This is a genomic window from Burkholderia sp. Bp8998 (genome assembly GCF_003854235.1).
GTDB lineage: Bacteria > Pseudomonadota > Gammaproteobacteria > Burkholderiales > Burkholderiaceae > Burkholderia.
Genome location: NZ_QTQF01000043.1, coordinates 20,741 through 42,668, shown reverse-complemented (window position 1 = coordinate 42,668; position 21,928 = coordinate 20,741). Strand labels below are relative to the sequence as shown.

Below are 21,928 nucleotides of genomic sequence, written 5' to 3'. Positions count from 1 at the left end.
AGGGACGCACTGCAGGATGGCTGAGGGTGCTTCGGATGTGACGGTAAATGAAATGGAAATTCCAGTTAGTCCGGCGCGTGTTCGCGTTCGCCGCAGAGGGGCCGACAAGCATCCGTTGATCGTGAAGGCTGCGCGCGATCTGGTGGCCGAAGTGGGGTTTCGCGACGCGCAGATGTATGCGATCGCGGAAGCCGCCGGAATCGCGATCGGCACGCTGTACCGCTATTTCGCGTCGAAGACGGACCTGATGGTCGAGGTGGTCAGGACGACGGCACAGCGTGAAGTCGATGTTGTCGCCGGCATTGCCATGCGCGACGGCACGGCGGCGGAGCGTCTCGGTGCCGCCGTCTGGACGTTCGCCACCCGAGCGTTGCAGGGGCGGCGCCTCGCCTATTCGCTGGTCGCCGAACCCGTCGAGCCCGATGTCGAGGCAATGCGCTTGACCTTTCACAGAGCGCTGGCGAGGGTATTCAAGACGATCATCGAGCAGGGGATGGCGAACGGCGAGTTCCCGGCACAGGATGCGATGGCGTCGGCCGACTGTATCGTCGGGTGTCTGTTCGAGGGACTAGTCGTCCCGCTCACCGGCAGCGCCGCGCCCGACGCCGAGCAGGCCAGCGCCCACGTGACGGCGATCATCACGTTTTGTTTGCGTGGCGTGTCCGGCTCTCCAGTATTGCCGGTGACGGTTGCGTGATCTCGCATTGCCTGCACGGGCGGTGCGCGCGGGGCGGCCGCCCGTGCTCGGCGCCCCGCGCGAACGCCGGCTTCTGCTGCCCGCTTGCAGCGTTCCGCGCCGCCGATCCTGCACCGTCGGCGCCTGAACGCGCGCTGCAAACTGCTTCGACCAGCCCCCGGCGGGAAATGAGCCGTCTAGCTGCTGGCGGACGATGTCGCATCGACGCGCGTGGGCGCCACGTCCACATCGTGCCGTGATACCGCGCTGCGGCGATGGTCGATCATCGTGACCGCGAGGGTACCCAGCACGCCGGCAAGCGCGATCGCCAGGAAATTCTGTTCGAGGGGCAGGCGCATCGTGACCAGCACGCCGATCAGCAAGGGGGCGGCAATCGCGCCGAGGCGACCCACGCCGGACGCGAACCCGACGCCCGTCGACCGGATCACCGCAGGGTAGAACCCCCCGGCATACGCGTACGCCAGGAGTTGGGTGCCGAGCGTCGAGCCGCCGACCACGAATACGATCGGGAACAGCAGTTCGGCGGACCTGGTGTATCCCATCAGCGCCAGCGAGACGGCTCCGGTGGCGTAGAACGCCACCAGCACGTACTTGATGTTGTACTTGTCACCAAGCCAGCCTCCGCCGATCGAGCCTGCGACGGCGCCGACGTTGAAGACCAGTACGAACGTCAATGCCGACCCCAGGCTGTAGCCCGACATTGCCATGAGTTTCGTCAGCCACGAGCTCAGCGCGTACACCATGAAGAGCCCCATGAAGAACGCGATCCAGATCATGACGGTGCTGAATCCGCGGCCATCGCGGAACAGGCTCGCCACGGGCGTGCTGCTCATAGCCTGCTGCGGCATGACGAAACGGTCGCCGGGTTGAAGCCGCACGTCCGGCGCGATCTTGCGGATCGTCGCTTCTAGCTTCGCGGCACGATTTTTACGCACCAGGAACGCGAGGGAATCGGGCATCGTCATCAGGATGAACGGGATGAGCAGCACCGGTGTCGCCGCGAGAAAGAAGACCGATTGCCAGCCATAGGATTCGATCATCTGCTTGCCCGTCAACGCGACGAGAATCCCGCCGATCGAATAGCCGGCAAACACGATCGTGACGAGGCGTGCCCGGATGGCGCGCGGTGCGAATTCGCCCATCTGCGCGGTGACGATCGGCAGGACGCCGCCGATTCCGAGGCCGGCCAGAAACCGCGTGATGCTGAAGGACACGGGATCATGCGTGAGGCCTGCCGCAGCGGTAAATGTACTGAATAACCCGATGCACGCGCAGAGGGAAACCGGACGACCGATCTTGTCGGCCAGCGTTCCGAGATAAATGGCGCCGAACATCATGCCGAACAGTGCCGAACTTGCCATGAAGCCGGCCTTTGCCGCGTTGACGCCCATATCTTTCATGATCGACGGGAGCGCCGCGCCGACGACGGCGAGATCGTAGCCATCGAGAACCAGGATCAGGCCACACCAGAACAGGATCAAGCCATGAAAGCGGGAGAATCTTGCACCGTGCACAACTTTCTCGACATCGATTTCGTGACGCATTGTCTCCTCCATTTCCTTGTGGATATTGGGTACTGCAAGCGACGACTGCTCTGCCGGCGGGCTCAGGTGGTGTGATGGACGGTGAAAGAGGAAGACGGTGCCCTGTCGGATACCAAGGTGTTTTCAATACGGCTTTCGTCCGCGTAGCCCATGCTCATTCCGATCAGGAACATTTCGTCGGACCCGAGGGCCAGTTCCTCCTCGATGATCTTGTGATACTTCATGAACGCGGCCTGCGGGCACGTGCTGATGCCGTAGGTGCGCGCGACGATCATGATGTTCTGCAGGAACATGCCGTAGTCGAGCAGGCTGCCCTGCTGCATCACGCGGTCGATGGTGAAGAACAACCCGACGGGCGCATCGAAGAATTGGTAGTTGCGCCCGTGCTGTTCGTGCATCCTCGGTTTATCGTCCTTCCGGATGCCGAGCAACCCATATAGCGTCCATCCAAGCGCGCGCCGTCTGTCGATGTATGGAGACACCCATTCGTTCGGGTAGTAGTTCCACTCGTCGGCGTGCATGTCCGCCAGCGACGGATCGGCGTCGACTTTCGCGATCGCGTTGCATACGCGGTCTCGAGCCGCGCCGGTGACGACGTGGACCTTCCACGGTTGAATGTTCACGCCAGTCGCGGCGTAGCGGGCCACATCAAGAATTGCCGTGATGGTCGCGTCGGGCACCGGCGTCGGAAGATAAGCCCTGACGCTGCGGCGCGTCGCAATTGCCCATTCGACCGCCGATCTGATCGACGACAGTTCCTGCGGCGGTGCTGCTGCTCGTTCCATCCATGACCTCGCTATCCAGTCGTGCGAACCGCACGTCCACACGACGAGAGTAGCCATCTACGCGCGACACCAATGTCTTGCGCAAGACAATCGGCGTCTCGCTTCGTTGAAATCGGCGAGGCCCGTGGGAATGTCTCGGGGGTGACATTTCGAGTACCGAACCTTCTCTAGACTGCTTCGGCAGGTCAAGGGCGGAATACGTCCACCGACGCGCAGTCATAAACCGATGAGGAGACATGGAAATGAGCGAAAACATCTATGAAAAGGGGCTGGAGCGCACGCAGGCGAATCACGTGCCGCTCACACCGCTTCATTTTCTTGACCGATGCGCGGACCAGTACCCCGATCACATTGCCATCATTCATGGAGAGTCGACGCAATCGTGGCGAGAGACGAGGGCGCGATGCCGCCGTCTTGCCAGCGCACTGGTCAGGCGCGGTGTCCAGCGTGGGGATACGGTATCCATCCTCGCGCCGAACACGCCGGCAATGATCGAGGCGCATCACGGCGTCCCGCTGTCCGGGGCTGTTCTAAACGCGATCAACTGCCGGCTCGATGCAGACGGCGTTCGGTTCATCTTGCGTCATGGCGAATGCAAGATCCTGCTGGTGGACCGCGAGTTTTCTTCGTTGGCGGCAAGCGCGCTTGAACAGCTCGAGAACAGGCCACTGATCATTGATATTGCCGATATCGAGGCGACGTCGGGAGACCCGATCGGGGAAATCGAATACGAGGCGTTCCTGGCCGAAGGCGATCCGGAATTTCCCGGCGTCTGGCCGTCGGACGAGTGGGATGCAATCGCGCTGAACTACACATCGGGAACGACTTCCGACCCCAAGGGTGTGGTCCCGAGCCACCGCGGCGCCTATCTGATGAGCATGCTTCAACTGACTGATTGGGGCATGCCGCGCCGCCCCGTCTACCTCTGGACACTTCCGTTGTTTCATGCGAACGGGTGGTGTTTCGCATGGGCCGTCACGGCGGCGGCGGGCACGCATGTTTGCCTGCGAAAGGTGACTGCCTCTAACATCTTCAAGGCCGTGCGGCAGCACCGAGTCGACCACTTCTGCGCGGCGCCCATCGTGCTTGCGTCGTTGGCCAGTTCGCCCGAATCGGAGCGCTTGCCGGTGCCGCATACGGTTCGTGTGCGAACCGCAGGTTCGCCTCCGCCGGCGGCTGTACTGAAGGCGGTGTCGGAGATGGGCTTCGATGTGGAGCACGTCTACGGCATCACCGAAGCGTCGGGTACGCCCGTGAGCTGTTTCGTCGAGCCGGCCTGGAGCGACCTGTCGTCGGACGACAAGGCGCACCGCATGGCGAGACAGGGAAGTCGCGCGGCCGGCCTGGAGGGGCTCAGGGTCGCGGATCAGGGTAGCGGTGCATCCGTGCCTTGGGACGGCAAGACGCAAGGCGAACTGCTGATTCGCGGCAATGTCGTGATGAAGGGGTACCTCAAGAACGAGGCCGCTACTGCGGCTGCGTTCAGCGGCGAGTGGTTCCATACGGGCGACGTCGCCGTGGTGCATCCGGATGGCTATATCCAGATTACCGACCGCTCGAAAGACGTCATTATCTCGGGTGGAGAGAACATTTCTTCGGTCGAGGTAGAAGATGTTCTTCATCGACATCCGGCGGTGCTGATTGCGGCCGTAGTCGCTCAGCCCGATGCCAAATGGGGTGAATCGCCGTGCGCCTTCATCGAGTTGAAGCCTGGCGTCGTGGTTCCGGCCGAAGCCGAGATCATTAGCTTTTGCCGAGAACGGCTTGCCCACTACAAATGCCCCGTTCGTGTCGTCTACGGGGTACTGCCCAAGACCGGCACGGGAAAGATCCAGAAATTCCGGCTTCGGGAGCTGGTTGGAAGCCGGGAAGCGATTACGGCTTTGTCGGGCGTGTAGTCCACCATGGCGTGCGTCGCCGCCATGGGTTTCATCGAGGACTGCGGCTTCGTCCACCGGGCTCGCGGCGGACGTGTTTGAAACCAATCTTTGACTTCGATCCATGCAGATGAGACGCGACACCTCGGCGATTGAAATCGGGTATCGGTGTTCACGCAACCATGTTTGTCGCGACAGTGAGGCTCGAGCCTTTGCGCTTGCGTGCGGAGACGACAACCCCGTACACCACGACGGGGCCTACGCGGCGGCTACGCGCTTTGGACGACCCATTGTCAGTGGGACCTATACCGTCGCATTGCTGATGGGACTCGCGGCGTCGCACTTCGCCCGAAAAGGCGAGGTGGTCGGTGTGCGCTTCCAGTTCGAATTGTTGCTGCCGGTCTTTCCGGACGAGCGGATCAATCTCGCATGGGAAGTTTCGGCCATTCGGCCCCACCGTAACGGACGTTTGCTCGACCTCGACGGATCCATCATGAATGCGGCCGGGCAATCATGCGTGCGCGCGACAGGCGCCGTGCTTGTTCCGATCGCGGCCGCATGAGCTGGTCGGGCCGCAGTGACGCGCAACGCTCGTCGGACGACAACGCGGCGTGCGACACATCGGCCCAGTCACTGTCAGGTGCTTTTCTGTAGCGTCAGCGATACCCGCTGGACCGCTCGTTCTGTTGTTTGGGCCGTTGATTAATGCGAAAACACTGTCCCGTGCGCCGCGCGATGACGAAGCGCAATTGCCCCCACTTCCCGCCGACCAAGTCCGCCGCTTGTCGCTCAAGCACCATCTCGCGTTTGCAGCGCTATGTGGCGGATGCGGCGACGTTGAGTCGATCGCCACGCTGTCCAATATGCTCGCACCTGCGTGCGGGCTGCAATGCCGAACTATATCGCTGCGCGGATTCCGCCCTCGCGCAATGCGTTGCGCGGGTAGAGTGGGGCGCGTGGGCCTTAACGGACGCTGAGCGGACTGCATTCGAACCGTTGCGTCTTGTCCATGACGAGCAACTTGCTGCAGTGCCTGCCCATCGCTTCCTTGAAGCGCTGGAGCAGGGACAGCATGCAGGCCTTCGCCCTGCCGATCGAGTCGGACTGATACCCAAGCGTTGTCTGCCTGCGATGGCGAATGCGCCGAGCGCCTGGTACGCACGGATGAACCTGCAGGCTGGCGCAGCAACCCGTGGTGCGTGCGTGGACGCCGATTTCGACAGTTTCTACGTAGAAACTTTAGGAAGCGGCTTAGAAGTGGGTAGTTGTGTAGTGAAAGCACACCACTGTGCTCTTCGCCGAACTGGCTGATTCCATGGCGAGGTCCGACGGAATGAAGGGTAACATAGTCAGGGCTATGTTACCCTTCATTTCGGGACGTGGAGGAAGCCCCCGCGTGCGCGGCACTCCCATAGGGAACTGAGCGCTCCCACTGCAGCGATCGAAAGACGGTGCCGTTACCGTTTCGACGCCCCTGTATTTCTGGCGCGAGCGAACGACGCTCCGACGCGCGGTTCATTGGGCATTGCGTCACACGCGGGCTCGGGGGCTTCGATCCGGGCGGGTTGCTGGAGAGGCGGGCTTCGTCTCAGGCGGTGTTGAAGCTCAATTGTGAGCGGCCACATTCAGAGCGGTGAGAGGCGAGGGCCTGCACCGGGAAATTATTGTGGTTGTGGCGTCCACGCGCGCGGCAGCTGCCCGCGGAGTGAATGCGCCGAACATTGCTCAATACACGCCCGATAGTCCGCTGCAGGCCCGGATAGGCTGGCAAAACCGAAAGCCAGGCGTGTTACGAATAGACGCGTCAGGCCACTTCGAACAATCCGGCAGCCCCCATGCCGCCGCCGACACACATCGACACGACTACATAACGCGCGCCGCGTCGTTTGCCTTCAATCAGCGCGTGGCCGACCAGCCGGGCCCCCGTCATGCCGTACGGGTGCCCAATCGCTATGCTGCCGCCGTTCACGTTGTACAGCATCGGATCGATGCCGAGCTTGTCGCGGCAGTACAGCACTTGGCAAGCGAACGCTTCGTTGAGCTCCCACAGGCCGATATCCTGCACCGTCAGTCCGTGCAGCTTCAGCAGCTTGGGAATCGCGTACACGGGACCGATGCCCATTTCTTCCGGCGCGTTACCGACAACGGTCATTCCTCGATAAACGCCTAGCGGTTCGAGGCCGAGCTGTTGCGCCGTTTTGCCGTTCATCAACACGCAGGCACTGGCGCCGTCTGACAGTTGGCTGGCATTGCCGGCAGTGACGACGCCGCCCTGCATAACGGGCGCCAGCTCGCCGAGCGAGGCGAGCGTCGTACCGGGACGATTGCCTTCGTCGCGTGCGAGCGTGATCTCCTTGAGCGACGTCTGCCCGGTGACCTTGTCGATGACCGACATCTGCGTAGTGATCGGCACGATCTCGTCCGCAAAGCGGCCTTCTGCCTGGGCCTCGGCGGTGCGCTGTTGCGACTCGAGCGCGTACTGGTCCTGTGCGTCTCGCGAGATACCGTACTTGCGCGCGACGAACTCGGCGGTTTCCAGCATCGGCATATAGGCCGCCGGCTGCGCGGACACCACGTTGGGGTCCCGCTCTGCGCTCACCCACTCGAAGTAGCGGGCCTGCACTGCCGAGATGTTTTCCTGCCCGCCCGCGACGACAACCTGCATGCCGTCGCAGACGATCTGCTTGGCAGCGGTGGCAATTGCCATCAGGCCGGACGCGCATTGCCGGTCGAGTGTCTGCGCCCCCACCGAAGCGGGAAGCCCGGCTGCCAACACGCCATGCCGGGCGAGATTACCGCCGGCCGTGCCGGCGTTGAGCACGGAGCCGATCACGGCATCCTCGATACGGTCGGGCTCGATGCCGGCACGCAATACCGCGTGCCGGATCGCGTGCCCCAGCAGCGTGGGCGAGCGCGTGGCGTTGAATGCGCCGCGATAAGCTTTGCCGATCGGCGTGCGGGCGGTGGAAACGATGACTGCGTCGATCATGATGCGTCCTTGGTCGAATGGAAAACGGCGAACCTGGCCATGCGGATAACAGTGCGGCGGCGCCGCTCAGAGCCATTCCACGGGCGTGTTCAGCGGGGTCGTCTCGACGGGGTCCAGCACCGCGAGCCATGCGGAAACTTTGGGCATCTCCCAACCGAAAAAATAATCGCAGGCGGCGAGCTTGCCGCGATGGAAGTCGCTTGCTTGCACATCGGACGCCAGCGCGTTTACGGCAACCGCCTGGTCGAGCCACAGCCAGCCGACTACGACGTGGCCGAATGCTTCGAGGTAGGGCGCAGCATTGGCGAGCTGCAGTTCGCTGTTGTCGATGGCGTGCAGCGCGCCCGTCACCATGCGGATTCGAGACCACGCAGCTTCGAGCGTGAGGGCGTGCCGCTGCAGTGACCTACTCGCCTGCGCCCGCGCTACGGTATGCGCAATCCTCTCGCCAAGCAGTACCATGGCCGCCCCACCGTTTTGGCGGGTCTTTCGGCCAAGCAGGTCGAGTGCCTGGATGCCGAAGGTGCCTTCGTGAATCGGGTTCAGCCGATTGTCCCGATAGAACTGCTCGACGTTGTATTCACGCGTGTAACCGTATCCACCATGCACCTGGATCGCCAGATCATTGGCCGCGAGCCCCCATTGGGAAGACCAGCTTTTCACGATCGGCGTGAGCAGGTCGAGTAGGTCTTGCGCATTCGCGCAGGCGCGGGTGTCGTCCAGTGAATGAAGATCGTCGCTGAGGCGAGCCGCGTACAGGCACAACGCCAGTGCTCCCGATGCATACGCCTTCTGGGCAAGCAGCATGCGACGCACATCGGCGTGACGAACGATCGGCACTTGGGCTGTCGTGGGATCGCGCTCGATGCGTGGGCGCCCCTGCAGCCGCGTCTTCGCATAGTCACGCGCATGCAGATAGCCGGTATAGCCGAGCGCGGCTGCGCCGAGGCCGACGGAGATGCGCGCCTCATTCATCATGTGGAACATGTAGGCGAGCCCCTTGCCGGGTTCGCCCACGAGTTCGCCAAGCGCACCGGCTTCACCTTCTGGACGGAAGCGGCCTTCGCCGAAATTCAGCACGCAGTTGACGGTGCCGCGATAGCCCATCTTGTGATTGATGCCAGCCAAGGCAATATCGTTGCGCTCCCCGGCTGCCCCGTCGCTGCCGACGAGCCTGCGAGGGACAGTGAACAGTGAGATGCCCTGCACGCCAGCGGGCAACTGGCCGTTCTCGTCCGGGATCTTTGCAAGCACCAGGTGGACGATATTCTCGGTAATCTCGTGATCGCCTCCCGAGATCCACATCTTGTTGCCGAACAGTCGGTAGCGGCCGTCACCGGTTGGCACTGCGCGGGTTCGGATGTCCGCGAGACTCGAGCCGGCTTGCGGTTCCGACAGGCACATTGTGCCGAAGCAGCGACCTTCCGACATCGCTTCGACGTAATGGGACACCAGTTCGTGCTCGCCGTGTGCAATCAGGAGGTTCGCGTTGGCAATGGTTAAAAATGCGTAGCCGGCCGTGCCAGGATTCGCTGCCAGCAGGTACGCCATGCCTGCCCGCTCGACGGTAGCGGGCAGGCTCATACCGTTCCATTCCGCGGGAAACGACGCGCTGATCAGGCCGGCATCGGCAAACGCACGCAATGCGATACCGACTTCCGGGTTGACGGTCACGCGCTCTCCATCGAACGTGGGTTCTTGACTGTCGTTCTTCTTGTTGTGGGGCGCGAATAAGTCAGCTGCAAGGAGTTCGTAGACGTCGAGCACCGACGCATAGTCGAACCGGTCCTGGCTGGCAAAGCGCGGGCGGACGGTGAGCGATTCGACTTGCAACCAGTCAAACAGAATGAAATCCAGGTCGTGGCGACAGAGGATGAGCTCGCTGGTCATGGCATTGATCTGTGAATGTGCCCGGTTTTTGATCGAAGCCTCGACCATCACCGTATAAGTAAAAAGGAATGCTTAATAAAATGACGATAAAGCAGGATGTCTGGATGTCCATTGCTGTCAGGTGTTGACGAGCATCACCCACTCGGCTACCAGCGCGGGCTTGGGCTGGTGCTCGATTTCCACCGTGACGCCCACGGTCAACTGATAGCTGCCCGGGCTTCGTTCTACGACTTCTTTCAATTTGAATCGTCCACGCACACGCTCGCCGCTGCGGACGGGCGTCAAGAAGCGCAGACTGTTCAGGCCGTAATTGATGCTTGTGCGTTGGCCTTCGAGTACGGGAACGACGTCGTACGCCATTGCCGAGAGCAGCGAAAGGGTGAGGAACCCATGAGCGATGGTGCTACCGAACGGACCCGTGCGTGCTATTTCCTCGTTGACATGGATGGGCTGCCAGTCATGCGTGACATCGGCGAAGGCGTTGATCGAGGCCTGGTCGACGCATAACGATTTGGAAACGCCCAGCTCTTCGCCGACGAGGGCCGACAATTGCGCCGGCGATAGCGATGCACGACCGTGATGCTGCGCATCAGGCGCGTGGTGGTCCTGGTCGATGCCGGTTACGTCCGCAATCGGACGGATCGTGTCACGCATGCTCATGCTCGCTGGTTTTCGGTTCAACAAAGCCGGCCTTGCGCAGCTCGATATTGATCTGTGCTGCACCCGACGCAGGAACGGATTCACCGCTGCCGGCGGCTACCTCGTCGAGCCGCTGAGCGAGCGTGTGCGGCACATTTTCGCCGGTTCCAAGGTAGATCCCCGGCGTGAGCGTAATGTGTGCAGCCTCGAAGCTGCCTGCGCCCGCGCAAAGCACCATGCGGGTAGGCGCATCATCGCTGGCGAGCACGGCTACGGCCGGGCTGACGGCACGGGGTGAGAGGGCATTGAAAGCGTCGGCAGAAACGAGACCTTCCAGCATTCGAGTGCCAGCAGAAGGCGCGAGACAGTTGACGCGGATGTTATGTCGTTCCCCCTCGATCGCCAGTGTTTGCATCAGGCCGACCAAGGCCATTTTCGCCGCACCATAGTTGGACTGCCCGAAATTGCCGTACAGGCCCGACGACGACGTCGTCATCACAATGCGGCCGTATTTCTGCTCTCGCATGACGTCCCATACGGCCTTCGTGCAATTCACCGAGCCCATCAGATGGACTTCGATGACTGCGCGAAAGTCGTCGAGCGTCATCTTGCTGAAGGTCTTGTCTCGCAGGATGCCTGCGTTGTTCACGAGAATATCGACACGGCCCCAGCGCGACAGCGTCTGGTCAATCATCTGCTGTACTTGGTCGACGTCAGTAACCGACGCACCATTCGCGATCGCCTCGCCACCAGCAGCCATGATCTCGTCGACAACGTTCTGTGCGGCGGTACCGGATCCGCCACGGCCATTCAAATCACTACCGAGATCGTTCACGACGACTTTCGCGCCCAATCGCGCGAGCAGCAGTGCATGTTCTCGTCCGAGGCCCGCACCGGCCCCCGTGACAATGGCAACTCGGTTAGTCAGATTGATCGTCATGGCTTGCTTTCCTTGAAATGAACTCCGAGATGGCCTGTAGATGCGCCAACGCGGGTTGCGGGCGCGACCGGTTGCTACGCTTCCTGAAGACTTTCGCCGACGAAGCCGAGTCGGCGGATCATGTCCTGTGAAAGTCGAAACAATCTAGTTGTACAGATACCGTGAACCAGCCTAACAGACGGGAAAACGCGAGTTTTGGCGGTAACTTGAGTTCATGCTAGGTGGTCAGCTAGCTCGCGTCAATCAATTTTTGAATGTTTGTACCGATTTGTGCGAGGAGAGTGGTTTTGGGTAGTTCATTGCTTCAAGGGCGCCCAGAAACTCGAGTCGCAGGTCGCCCAACGCCGCGATCTCTGCGCCGGTTGCCAGCAAGCGGACTTGCATGCCCGTGAAGAGACCGCACATGAGCAGCCCAAGTGCTGCGGGTGCCGTGCTGTCGAAGCCGGCGAGGAGCCGATGCCAGGCCCGGCTTCGGTCGCTGAACCATCGGCCTACCATTGGTCTCAGCGCTGGCTGTCTCGCTGCCTCCACTTCGATCGCGAGGGTGGCAAGGTTGAAGTCGCTGAACTGTGTGACTTCGCGGACTAGTACGGCGGTGGTCAGATCAACGATCTGGTCTGCCGTTGCGACCGTGAGGTCGATCCCGTTCACACTTTCGCGATAACGCGCCTTCGCTGCTTCATAGAGTTGTTCGCGCGCTGCGTCGATCAGTGTGCCGACCGGCTTGAAATAGTAGGATGGCAGAGCCGGGGTGACGCCGGCCTCGGCGGCAACCGCATGTCCGGTCACTGCGCCGGCACCGCGGGCCGCCATCAGCCGAATGGCGGCATCGAGCAATTGCTTGCGGGTTTCGAGCCCTTTGCCGCGCTTGGATATGCGCTCCAAAGCGGGCGCCGGGACATCAGACAGAGGCTCGGGCATGACACAGTCCAGGCCGCTGGTAAAGCAGGCCGCGGCCTCGTCAGGTGTGAGGCCGAGCGCCGTGACGATGAACAGTAGGCCAATTGTCCGGTCGATCGCAGCCTGGACGTGGAGTGGTCCGGAGCTTGCGCCGAGGAGCGACGCAATATCTGTCCAGACCTCGCGCAGGCGCGCGTACCAGTTTTTTGCGAGCGCACGGGTATCGGAGTTTCGTGCGGCGATGAGCATGATCTCGCACCAGGCGATTGTGCGCAGCCGATCCCGTCCCGCGGCATTGCGCAATAAGCGGACGAGGAATTGCTCAAACGTCGGTCGATCCGACGTGCGGGCCGCCTGGCGGGACGCAAAATTGCGAAATCGTGCCGCGTAGTCTTCGAGGATGACGGAAGACGCATGAGCGATGAGATCGAATTTCGACGCATAGTGGTAAGTCGTGGCTGCCAGGGAAACCTCCGCGCACTTCGCGACGTCGCGATGCGTCAGGCCGGCTTCACCGATTTCACCCAGCAGGTGTATGGTTGCCTGCGCAATCCGGTTTTGAGTCGCTTGCGATCGTTGCTGCTTGGGTTGCCGCGCGGGCGCCGCTTTCGGGAGCATGTCGAGAGATTTCCAATTTCATCAGCGCTATTTTGCCTACACCCACAGTGTGACACGGTGCGACGGCGTGCTGTCTGGCGGAACCTCCATGTCGAAGCGGTGGCGCACGTCGAGGGAGCCGATGTGGGGGGGCAAGCTGTGCCGCGATCTGGGTTATGAACTCAGGCGGCAGGTGGTGAATGGGTGCTCGCAGCTGATGCGACTGTCCTTGAGTGGTTGCGAATGGCGGTTCACTGTATCGCCGGAATCCGGCTTGTCACGCCAGCCCGATTGGCGTGCCAATCAGGCCAGTAGGCGAATGCGCTCGATCTCATCATCGGCAGCGTGCCATTGTCTCCGAGCGCGCGCACGGCGAAGCGGGGAGGTCGGCTTGTCGAGCCGTCGCGCGATCCCGTGCCGTCTGATCGCGTCGATTGAGGCAGGGCGCTGGCAGCCTTTGCCATCGGCCCAGTCTGCCGCGCGGCTGATCGCACCGGCTCGCGTCGGTATCGGTCCCGACATCGGTTGATGGTGAGCCTTTACGGGGCCAGGATACGAGATGAGCGGACATTCGTGGTCGGTAGGACGTCAGGCGCCTTGGATGCCCGTTGAGCGATGCGGATGGCCCAGAATCGGCCAGAGAGCGACGTTCGCCGTCTTTGAGACTGTGTTGTCCAGACGGCCGCGTCGCTCCGAAGGTAGTGACCTCCGGCAGTTTTCGCTTGCCGGCTTGCCTGCCTTTGTCGACCTTGGGGCGGGCTGGGTTCTACATCAGCAATAGGCGGATTGCGGGCAGCGCCTGCATCGAGCAGCCGGATGTCAGCTTAGCCGGAGCCTGGAATCCATGACAGTGACCAAGTCGACCGTATCGATTCGGAAGTCTCTCGCTGCCCCAACTAGGCCGTCGATCTCCTCTGGCCACTCTCTGTCGCTCTCTTGGTGCCAACGTTGCCTTGCGCGACGCGTATCGTGACGGCTTTCATCAACTCGAAAATGCGATTCGCCTCTAACGGTTGCTTCTTTGAACCGAAAAACAAAATTGGTGCTCCCTCTGTCTGAGCTGCGATGAGCGTCGCGCGCGCGTGGCATTCGCGGGCGGTGGCAGAAGCGTCAAGCTCGCGTACTAAATCCACATAGAGTGCCCGATAGGCCGAGTAGAGCGTTTTCGTCAGTTCCAGCGTAATGTCCGAGTGCTGGGCCAGCGCAAGTATTTCGAACAAGAATCGGCACACTCTTGAATCGCGAGCCTCTTCAAAAGCATCAACCGTGATCTCGCACAGTCGCTCCAACGCAGGCTTGTCGCTTGGCTTGCCCATTTCCGCATACCGGTCCTGATAAACGTTCATGAGCGCGCTCGTGGTCGATCGCAGCAGATCATCATGTGTTGGAAAGTAGTTCCGGAGCGCGGATTCCGGGATGCCCAGTTCCCTGGCTACTCCCGCGAGGGTAAAGTTCACGTATCCTTCCGTCGCCAATAGGTTCGCGGCAGTGGAGACGATTTCGTTGATCTTTACCTTTCGTCGCTTCCCTTGAACTGTTGGTCGGTAATAAGGCGAATCCTGGCCGGTCTGTCGCGCGCTCAACTCGAACAGGTCCTGGCCATCCTTGTCAGAATTGAAGATGGCGCCGTGCGCACTGTTCGTGCCATGAGTCTCCAGATTGGGCAAACCGCGAAGCGTTACGTCGTTCTCCAGTACTCCTGGCGAAAGGTCAACGATCATTTTTACAGACTGCTTTGTCACGCGAACGCAGTCGGCATAGTCCTTATCCGAATCTTCGCCGTTGTAGGCGAATATCATGATCCCTGCCATCTGCACGACAATCACAGATGCACGGGCAAGACACTCTTCGTGAGTCAAAGTCGGGTGGATCTCGGATAACAACTTCGCGAAGGTGCTTCGATGCTCGGTATACATGTCATCAACGAGCTCGGCAGCGTAGGGTTCTTGCTGGGCGAATGCCCATATTTCAAACAAGAACTTCGGTAGATCGGTTTCGTTGATATCGAAAAAAATGCGGTCTACCAGCGCTGAGCAACGCCGCTGAGCACTCATGCCCGGCTGGTTTGCGATGGTGGTGTAGTCGTTAATCTTCTGAGACACGTATGCCATCAGTGCCGCGCTCAGCAACTCCCCTTTCGTTCGAAAGTAGTATTGAAGGTTTCCTAATGTGATCCCTACGCGCGCAGCTACGCTGCGTGCAGCAAACGCGGCATAGCCATCCTCGCGAAACGTTTGCTGCGCCGCAAGAATGATCTGTGCAAGGCGCCGTTCCCGATTTCCCTGCGCAGTCGATCCCGTCGCTGATCTTGCCTCGGCAAGGTCACTCACGGCTGCTCGCCTTACCGCCTTTTGTTGCACGTTGACTCCCCCTCAAGAAAAGAGATTCACTTCGATCTATCGTAAGTTATAGGTCGCAACCTAGTAAGAGGATACACCATCGTGTAGCCAGGCAAGCGGTGCGCTGCTGCAGGCATATCGCGATTGGAAGCCCGTGCCGGTTCAACCTCGCAGTCCGCAGGTGGGCCGCCGCCGCGTGGCTACCCCTTGAAATCAAGAATCTTTCCGGGCGACCCGACACTCAAGTCAGTGTTTTCCCTATTTTTGTTTACCTTGTTGTTAGGTCGGTGACGCGTTACTCTTAGGTTGTTGGCGCGTTAATTGTAGGTCGCATGCGCGTATATAGTCGGTCGAATGCGCAGTGCCTTGGGTATCGAAGGGCGCGGGCTGCGAGGCGGAAGGCAAAAGAGAGCCTCGATGTGCACGGCGCCGATCCATTCCGCGCACCATAGGGTCCATCAACTCGTTTAATCGAAGGTATATGCACCATGGCATCTGGTACTCAACGGCAATCGATCGTTCCTCCCGAGTTTCTGGCTTGGCACGATACCTACCACTTCACGCCGGCGACCCGTGTGGGCGACACGATCTGGGTGTCTGGCCAAGTTGGAGTCGACGCACAGATGAAAGTTGGCGAGGACGTGCAGGCACAGACCCGAATCGCATTCGAGTCCCTGAAGACGATTCTTGCGGCGGCCGGGGCGACCCTGTCCGACGTCGTCGAACTGACGACCTTCCACACGAATCTGCAAGCCGACATTGAGCTGTTCTCCGCCGTCAAAGACGAATATTTTCCGAACCGCTTCCCCGCATGGACGGCGGTCGGCGTGACGCAACTCGGTCTTCCCGAGCTTTGCGTTGAAATTCGGGCAATGGCAGTTGCGGGATCCGGCGAGATGTGAATCATCAGGAAGTAGGTAAGCCGGATCGTCAGTGATCGTGTTGTAAGGAGTGCCGATCGTTAGCCAGCGGCGTGATCGGCGAATGAATGTGGAATCGGAAGGAGGCGATGATGAAGAAGCACCAAATTGGAGCTGCGTCTGCTATTGCAGCCGTCTTGTTACTTTCGGCAGGCAGCGCTGTCGCGGCGGAAGACCTTACCCCGGAAGGTGCTGAACACGCCGCGAGCAAGGACGGCGCGGTGGCGGCCTACGCCGGCAAGCAATCGCCCGACGCAGGCTGGGAGTGGGGCAAGGTTCGCGGCGATTTCTGGAAGCACAAGAACGAGAAGCTGCTGTACTCGATCGACGCGTCGAACATCGACCAGTACGCAGACAAGCTGACACCTGGGCAGATCGCGCTGGTCAAACAGAAGAAGGGCTACCGGATGGACGTGTATCCGTCGCATCGCGAATGCCAAGTGCCGGACTTTGTCGCGCAGAACTCCAAGGCGAACTTCACGGCGGCTAAGCTCGATTCGACGGGCGAGCAGTTGCAGACTGCGAATCTTCCAGGGGTCGCATTTCCGCAACCGAAGAACGGCGCCGAAGCGATTCTGAACTATCTCATGCGGTACCGGGGCGAAGCCATTGAATGGCCGGCTGTGGTGACGACGGTTTCCCCACGTCCGGGGGGCAGCGAATGGATCGATGCAATCAGCACGGCAACTCAATATTTCCCGCCGAGCAAGTCTGGCAAACACACACCTCAGGACGTCGACCAGTTCAGCAGCGGCACCTTCTTCCAGATGCAATCGCCGCCGGCGCTGGCCGGGCAGGCCTTTGTTCAGCGCCAATTCTTCAACAAGGATCCGGAAACTTTCTACTACTTCCCCGGACAGAGGCGCGTGCGCCGCATGCCGGCCTATACGCACGATGCGCCGGTCATCGGTTTCGAAAACCAGTACCTGATCGATGAAGCCAATATGTTCTTTGGCTCCCTCGATCGGTTCAACTGGAAGCTCGTCGGCAAGAAAGAAATGATCGTGCCGTACAACGTCTTCGGCATGTACAAATTCAACGAGAAGTTGCACGACGTGATCAGGCCTGATGGCGTCGCCGCCGCTAACCGGCGCTATGAGATGCACCGCGTCTGGGTTGTGGAGGCGACGCTCAAGACCACAGCGCGCCACGTTGCATCGAAGAAGGTCTTCTATCTGGATGAGGATAGCTGGTTGGCGCTCGCCGGCGAGGACTACGACGCCCAAGGCAAGCTGTGGAGGGTACGCGAGAGTTACCCGATCCCGGTGTGGGAGCTGGGCGGCACCTGCGATAACGAGCCGTTCGCGCAATATGACTTGATCAATGGGCGTTATGTAACCGATTCATCGTCGATCGGCCAAGGCAAAGACCTCCGCTGGTTTCAGCAAGCCAATGATCCACGCTTCAAGGCGGACTTCTTTACTGCAGAAACGTTGCGCTCGGTCAGCGAACGCTGACGCGTGTCGAGTAGATAAAAATGGGGCCCGCGCGCACGGATGCGTCGCCGGCATCCAGTTTGGAGATGGGGTGGAGACATGAAAGCGAAAAAAATAGCTAGGCATACTGCAATTTCTATTTCCGTGCTGGGTGCCGCGACATCGACCGCGTACGGGTACGATTTCACGTTGGGCGATGGCGCCGTGCAGGGGTCGTTGGTCAGCAATATCACGGCAGGAGCCGGCATTCGGACCAAGAGCCCGAGCTGCTCGCTCACCGGCGACCCGAACGCGAACGGCTGCGGTGCGGCGGCCAATACCAACCAATGGGGCTTCGGCGACAACGGTGACCTGAACTACCGCAAGGGGCAGCCGTTCAGCACCTACATCAGCGCGACCAGCGAGCTGCTGCTGAAGATGCCGAGCGCAGGGCTGAAGTTCATGGTGCGCGGCACCGGCATGTACGACTTCATGGCGAAGAACACCGAGCGAACGCCGCTGTCGAGCACCGCGGCGGCGCAGGTGGTGTACAACGCGCAACTGCTCGACCTGTGGGGCGAGAAGGATTTCACGATCAACGGGCGGCCCGCGCATGTGCGGATCGGGAACCAGGTGATCAACTGGGGTGAGAGCATATTCGCGCAGAACGGTATCAACGCGACCAACTCGCTTGATATCCAGAAGCTGCTGATTCCAGGCACGCAGCTCAAGCAAGGTCTGCTTCCGGCACCGATGGTGAGCTTCGCCGCGGATCTCTCGCACGGGGTCAGCACTGAGGGTTACTACCAGTTTCAGTGGAACGGCAACCGCTATCCGCCCGTTGGAACATTCTGGTCGACCACGAACGGCTTTGGCCGCGGCGCGGAACCGTTCACGCTCAACACGACCAACCTGAACGTGGCCGGGCCTAGCGCGGGCACGATCGCGAACGCGATCGGCGGGCCGGGAGCGGCAGGCAATCAGGATACGCTCAACGCGATCAAGAACGGTCTCGTCAATGGCGCATTCGCGGGGCCGCCGCTCAACGACATCGGTTTTCCGACCACCACAAACCTGCCGGCGAAATACCGGCCGCAATTCGGTGTGAAATTCGGCTTCGCGCCCGCTTCCCTCGGTGCGAACTTCGCGCTGTATTACGTCAACTATATCGACAAGGCGCCGGTGCTGACGTCGACGGCGAATGGGGTCGCGCAATGGTCGTATCTCGGCAACCGCCAGCTCTTCGGCGCCAGCACCAACTTCGCGCTCGGCGATTGGGCGATCGGCGCCGAGCTGTCGTATCGCCCGCGAGACGCGGTGGCGCTGTCGAGCTGCTTCGGCGCCGGAGGTCCGCTCGACCTGAATACGAATGGAGTGTCGGGCATCGACTGCCAGCAGTGGGCCGACAAGAAGAAATTCCAGCTCGACATCAACGGCCTGCTTGCGCTCACGCGCAGCGGGTATCCGTTCCTGAAGCTGCTCGGCGCGGATTCGGCCACGTTGACATGGGAACTGACGTGGATCCATTACCCGGGCCTGAATGCCAACGGCGTCACGCGCACGATCAACGGACAGACTATCACGCAGGTACCTGCCGCCGGTTATCTGGCGTGGCTGAACAACAACTCGGGGCTCGGCTATCCGATCGTGGCAGCGCAGGGCACGGCGAGTTCGGTCGGCGCGACGATCGATTTCAACTGGACCTATGACGGCACGCTGATCCACGGCTGGCAGGTGACACCCGGGGTGACCTTCTCCACCGGACTCTACGGCTATACACCGACGTTCACCGGCAACTACCTGCAGGGCGCGAAGTCGGTGAACGTCTATGTGCTGTTCAACCAGAATCCGACCGTCTGGCAGGCGGGCATCAACTTTTCGGCATTCTTCGGCGGGCACAACACGGTGGGGCAGCCATACGCGGATCGCAATTTCGTCGGGATGTTCGTCACCCGGAATTTCTGACGCATGAACCGGTGAGAGACGGCGCGCATCGCGCGCCGCCGGAATACTTGAAGGGGTAACGTTGTGCTCAATCGTCTTGTCAGCAGGCTGGAAAAGGCCTTCTTCGCCCATCGCGCGATCGTGCTTGTGGTGATCGGCCTGTTTACCGTCGTGATGGCGGTATTCGCCGTGCAACTCCGGATGGACGCCGGCTTCGAGAAGCAGATGCCGATCGGTCATGAATACATCCGGACATTCCAGAAGTACCGGTCCAATTTGCTCGGCGCAAACCGGATCACGGTGGTGGTGCGCGCCAGGAAGGGTTCCATCTGGACGCCGGAAGGGCTGACGCGCCTGTACAAGGTGACCCAGGCGGTCACGTATCTGCCGAACGTGGACCGGATCGGTGTGCGCTCGCTGTGGACGCCGAACGCGTTCGTCAACGAGATCACCGACGAAGGGTTTCGCGCCGAACCGATCATCTCGGGCAGCATCACACCGGATCAACTGACGCCCGAGGTCGTTGCGAACATTCGTCGCGCGACGACGTTGGGGGGGTACGTCGGTACGCTCGTCTCGCACAACGAAGACAGCGCGATGATCACCGCCGAGCTGAACGAACGGGATAGCGCGGGCAAAGTGCTCGACTACGTGGCGTTCAACCATACGCTCGAAGACAAGATCCGCAAACCGTTCGAAGACGCCGGCTACGAAGTCCAGATCATCGGCTTCGCCAAGCAGATCGGCGACATTGCCGATGGCGCCACGGCCGTGCTGGGCTTCTGCGCGATCGCGCTGCTGCTGACCGCGCTGGCGGTGTATTGGTACTGCCATTCGGTGCGCTTCACGGTGCTGTTGATCGTCTGCTCGCTGACGTCGCTGGTCTGGCAGTTCGGCACGTTGAGGCTGCTGGGCTTCGGTCTGGATCCGCTCGCGGTGCTGGTGCCGTTCCTGGTGTTCGCCATCGGCGTGTCGCACGGCGTGCAGCAGGTCAACTTCATCGTGCGCGAGATCGCTCGCGGGAACAGCTCGTACGATGCCGCGCGCCACAGCTTCAGTGGCCTGCTGATCCCGGGTGTGCTGGCACTCGTCACCGCGTTCGTGTCGTTCGTCACGCTGCTGCTGATTCCGATTCCGATGGTGCGCGAGCTGGCGATCACCGCGTCGCTGGGCGTGGCCTACAAGATCGTCACCAACCTGATCCTGCTGCCGGTTGCCGCATCGTGCTTCAACTTCAGCCAGGCGTACGCCGAGCGCGCGCTCAAGCGAAGCGCCTGGCGCTCGGCGTTCCTGCGACCGTTGTCGCGGGTGGCCCAGCCGAAGCTCGCAGGCGTCACGCTTTTGATCACGTTGATGGTCTTCGGACTTGCCGTCTGGCAGAGCCGCGACCGCGTGATCGGCACGCTGCAGCCGGGCGCACCGGAGTTGCGTGAAGAAGCGCGGTTCAACCGGGATGCGACGTCGATCGCTGGCAACTACGACATGGGCCTCGACTGGCTCTCGGTGGCCATCGAGTCGAACGGCAAGGCGTGCGACAACCCGGCCGTCGGGTTGTACGAGAACGAATTCACCTCCGCCATGCGCACCGAACCGGGCGTGGTGTCCGTACAGTCCTACTCGGCGATGCTGCGCACCTACAACGCGGGCTACAACGAAGACTATCCCAAGATGAACGTCGTCCCGATCGACCCCGAGAACTACGGCGCGGTGTCGGTCGATGTGTCGCGCCTGAAGGGCTTCATGACGGCCGATTGCAGCATGACTGCCGTCCACCTGTACCTGACCGATCACAAGGCGACGACGATCAACCGGGTTCTCAACGATATCAAGCAGTACCGCGCGTCGCATCCGTTCCCGGGTATCAACATCCGCCTCGCGGCGGGCAATGCAGGGGTATTGGCAGCCACCAATGAAGAGGTGGAGAGGAGCGAGTTGCCGATGATGCTGTACGTGTACGCGGCCATCGTGACCCTCGTGTTCCTCGCGTACCGCGACTGGCGCGCGATGCTGGCCTGCTGCGTGCCGCTGGCGGTGGCTACCTTCATCGGCTACTGGTTCATGAAGGAACTCAAGATCGGCCTGACGGTGGCGACCTTGCCGGTGATGGTGCTGGCGGTGGGCATCGGCGTGGACTACGCGCTGTACATCTACAACCGGCTGCAGCGACACCTGGCCGAGGGCGATCCGATCCTCAAGGCGATGGAGCGTGCGCTCGAGTTCGAATGCGTGGCGACGATCTTTACGGCGATCACTCTGGCGATCGGCGTGGCGACGTGGAGCTTCTCGGCGCTCAAGTTCCAGGCGGACATGGGCAAGCTGCTCGCGTTCATGTTCATCGTCAACCTGGTGATGGCGATGACGGCGCTGCCGGCGCTGGCCTCGGTGCTGGAGCGCTGGTTCCCGCGTCGCAAGCCGGCGCGTGCGCCGGGCTTGCTCAGCCACTGACGCTCGC

Annotated in this window: 15 protein-coding genes; 7 read left to right on the top strand and 8 right to left on the bottom strand. The window is 61.1% G+C overall.

The features are described 5' to 3' along the window. The first annotated feature begins 16 nt into the window (after nucleotides 1–16). Nucleotides 17–697 (top strand): TetR/AcrR family transcriptional regulator, encoded by a 681-nt coding sequence (locus tag DIE06_RS31275; protein ID WP_260433828.1) that lies wholly within the window; start codon nucleotides 17–19, stop codon nucleotides 695–697. A 176-nt stretch (nucleotides 698–873) separates the two neighbouring features. Here DIE06_RS31275 and DIE06_RS31270 read toward each other — a convergent pair whose 3' ends face one another. Further along, the gene (locus DIE06_RS31270; protein WP_124664737.1) at nucleotides 874–2,241 is read right to left on the bottom strand and encodes an aromatic acid/H+ symport family MFS transporter; all 1,368 of its coding nucleotides are present in this window, start codon (nucleotides 2,239–2,241) and stop codon (nucleotides 874–876) included. Nucleotides 2,242–2,303: 62 nt separating this feature from the next. Then, on the bottom strand, nucleotides 2,304–3,026 hold the full coding sequence (locus tag DIE06_RS31265) for a nitroreductase (RefSeq protein WP_124664752.1): 723 nt from the start codon (nucleotides 3,024–3,026) through the stop codon (nucleotides 2,304–2,306). Between the two features lie 242 nt (nucleotides 3,027–3,268). Between DIE06_RS31265 and DIE06_RS31260 the strand changes: the two genes are divergently transcribed. Next, nucleotides 3,269–4,924, top strand: a complete 1,656-nt coding sequence (locus tag DIE06_RS31260; RefSeq protein ID WP_124664736.1) for an AMP-binding protein — start codon at nucleotides 3,269–3,271, stop codon at nucleotides 4,922–4,924. 109 nt (nucleotides 4,925–5,033) lie between these two features. After that, a complete protein-coding gene (locus DIE06_RS31255; RefSeq protein WP_260433827.1) occupies nucleotides 5,034–5,465 on the top strand; it encodes a MaoC family dehydratase in 432 nt (143 codons plus the stop codon). A 1,242-nt stretch (nucleotides 5,466–6,707) separates the two neighbouring features. Here the strand turns inward: DIE06_RS31255 and DIE06_RS31250 are convergent. The 6 genes from DIE06_RS31250 to DIE06_RS31225 form a co-directional block, all read right to left on the bottom strand. Next, nucleotides 6,708–7,892 carry an acetyl-CoA C-acyltransferase gene (locus DIE06_RS31250; protein WP_124664734.1) on the bottom strand — a complete coding sequence of 395 codons (1,185 nt, stop codon included), beginning with the start codon at nucleotides 7,890–7,892 and terminating at the stop codon, nucleotides 6,708–6,710. Nucleotides 7,893–7,958: 66 nt separating this feature from the next. Further along, nucleotides 7,959–9,782 carry an acyl-CoA dehydrogenase gene (locus tag DIE06_RS31245; protein WP_124664733.1) on the bottom strand — a complete coding sequence of 608 codons (1,824 nt, stop codon included), beginning with the start codon at nucleotides 9,780–9,782 and terminating at the stop codon, nucleotides 7,959–7,961. Nucleotides 9,783–9,899: 117 nt separating this feature from the next. Beyond that, on the bottom strand, nucleotides 9,900–10,436 hold the full coding sequence (locus DIE06_RS31240; protein ID WP_124664732.1) for a MaoC family dehydratase: 537 nt from the start codon (nucleotides 10,434–10,436) through the stop codon (nucleotides 9,900–9,902). Next, complete coding sequence (locus DIE06_RS31235; protein ID WP_124597535.1) at nucleotides 10,429–11,361, bottom strand: SDR family NAD(P)-dependent oxidoreductase; 933 nt, start codon at nucleotides 11,359–11,361, stop codon at nucleotides 10,429–10,431. Before DIE06_RS31235 ends, DIE06_RS31240 begins: the two co-directional genes overlap by 8 nt. A gap of 243 nt (nucleotides 11,362–11,604) precedes the next feature. Then, a complete protein-coding gene (locus tag DIE06_RS31230) occupies nucleotides 11,605–12,879 on the bottom strand; it encodes a TetR/AcrR family transcriptional regulator (RefSeq protein ID WP_124664731.1) in 1,275 nt (424 codons plus the stop codon). 875 nt (nucleotides 12,880–13,754) lie between these two features. Continuing rightward, nucleotides 13,755–15,188, bottom strand: a complete 1,434-nt coding sequence (locus DIE06_RS31225; RefSeq protein ID WP_260427991.1) for a TetR/AcrR family transcriptional regulator — start codon at nucleotides 15,186–15,188, stop codon at nucleotides 13,755–13,757. A gap of 497 nt (nucleotides 15,189–15,685) precedes the next feature. Between DIE06_RS31225 and DIE06_RS31220 the strand changes: the two genes are divergently transcribed. The 4 genes from DIE06_RS31220 (at nucleotide 15,686) to DIE06_RS31205 (ending at nucleotide 21,921) form a co-directional block, all read left to right on the top strand. Then, a complete protein-coding gene (locus DIE06_RS31220) occupies nucleotides 15,686–16,099 on the top strand; it encodes a RidA family protein (protein WP_107311637.1) in 414 nt (137 codons plus the stop codon). Nucleotides 16,100–16,206: 107 nt separating this feature from the next. Continuing rightward, nucleotides 16,207–17,574, top strand: a complete 1,368-nt coding sequence (locus DIE06_RS31215) for a DUF1329 domain-containing protein (protein WP_124664729.1) — start codon at nucleotides 16,207–16,209, stop codon at nucleotides 17,572–17,574. 78 nt (nucleotides 17,575–17,652) lie between these two features. Then, nucleotides 17,653–19,497 carry a DUF1302 domain-containing protein gene (locus tag DIE06_RS31210; RefSeq protein WP_124664728.1) on the top strand — a complete coding sequence of 615 codons (1,845 nt, stop codon included), beginning with the start codon at nucleotides 17,653–17,655 and terminating at the stop codon, nucleotides 19,495–19,497. A gap of 63 nt (nucleotides 19,498–19,560) precedes the next feature. After that, on the top strand, nucleotides 19,561–21,921 hold the full coding sequence (locus DIE06_RS31205) for an RND family transporter (RefSeq protein ID WP_124664727.1): 2,361 nt from the start codon (nucleotides 19,561–19,563) through the stop codon (nucleotides 21,919–21,921). Nucleotides 21,922–21,928: the final 7 nt, after the last annotated feature.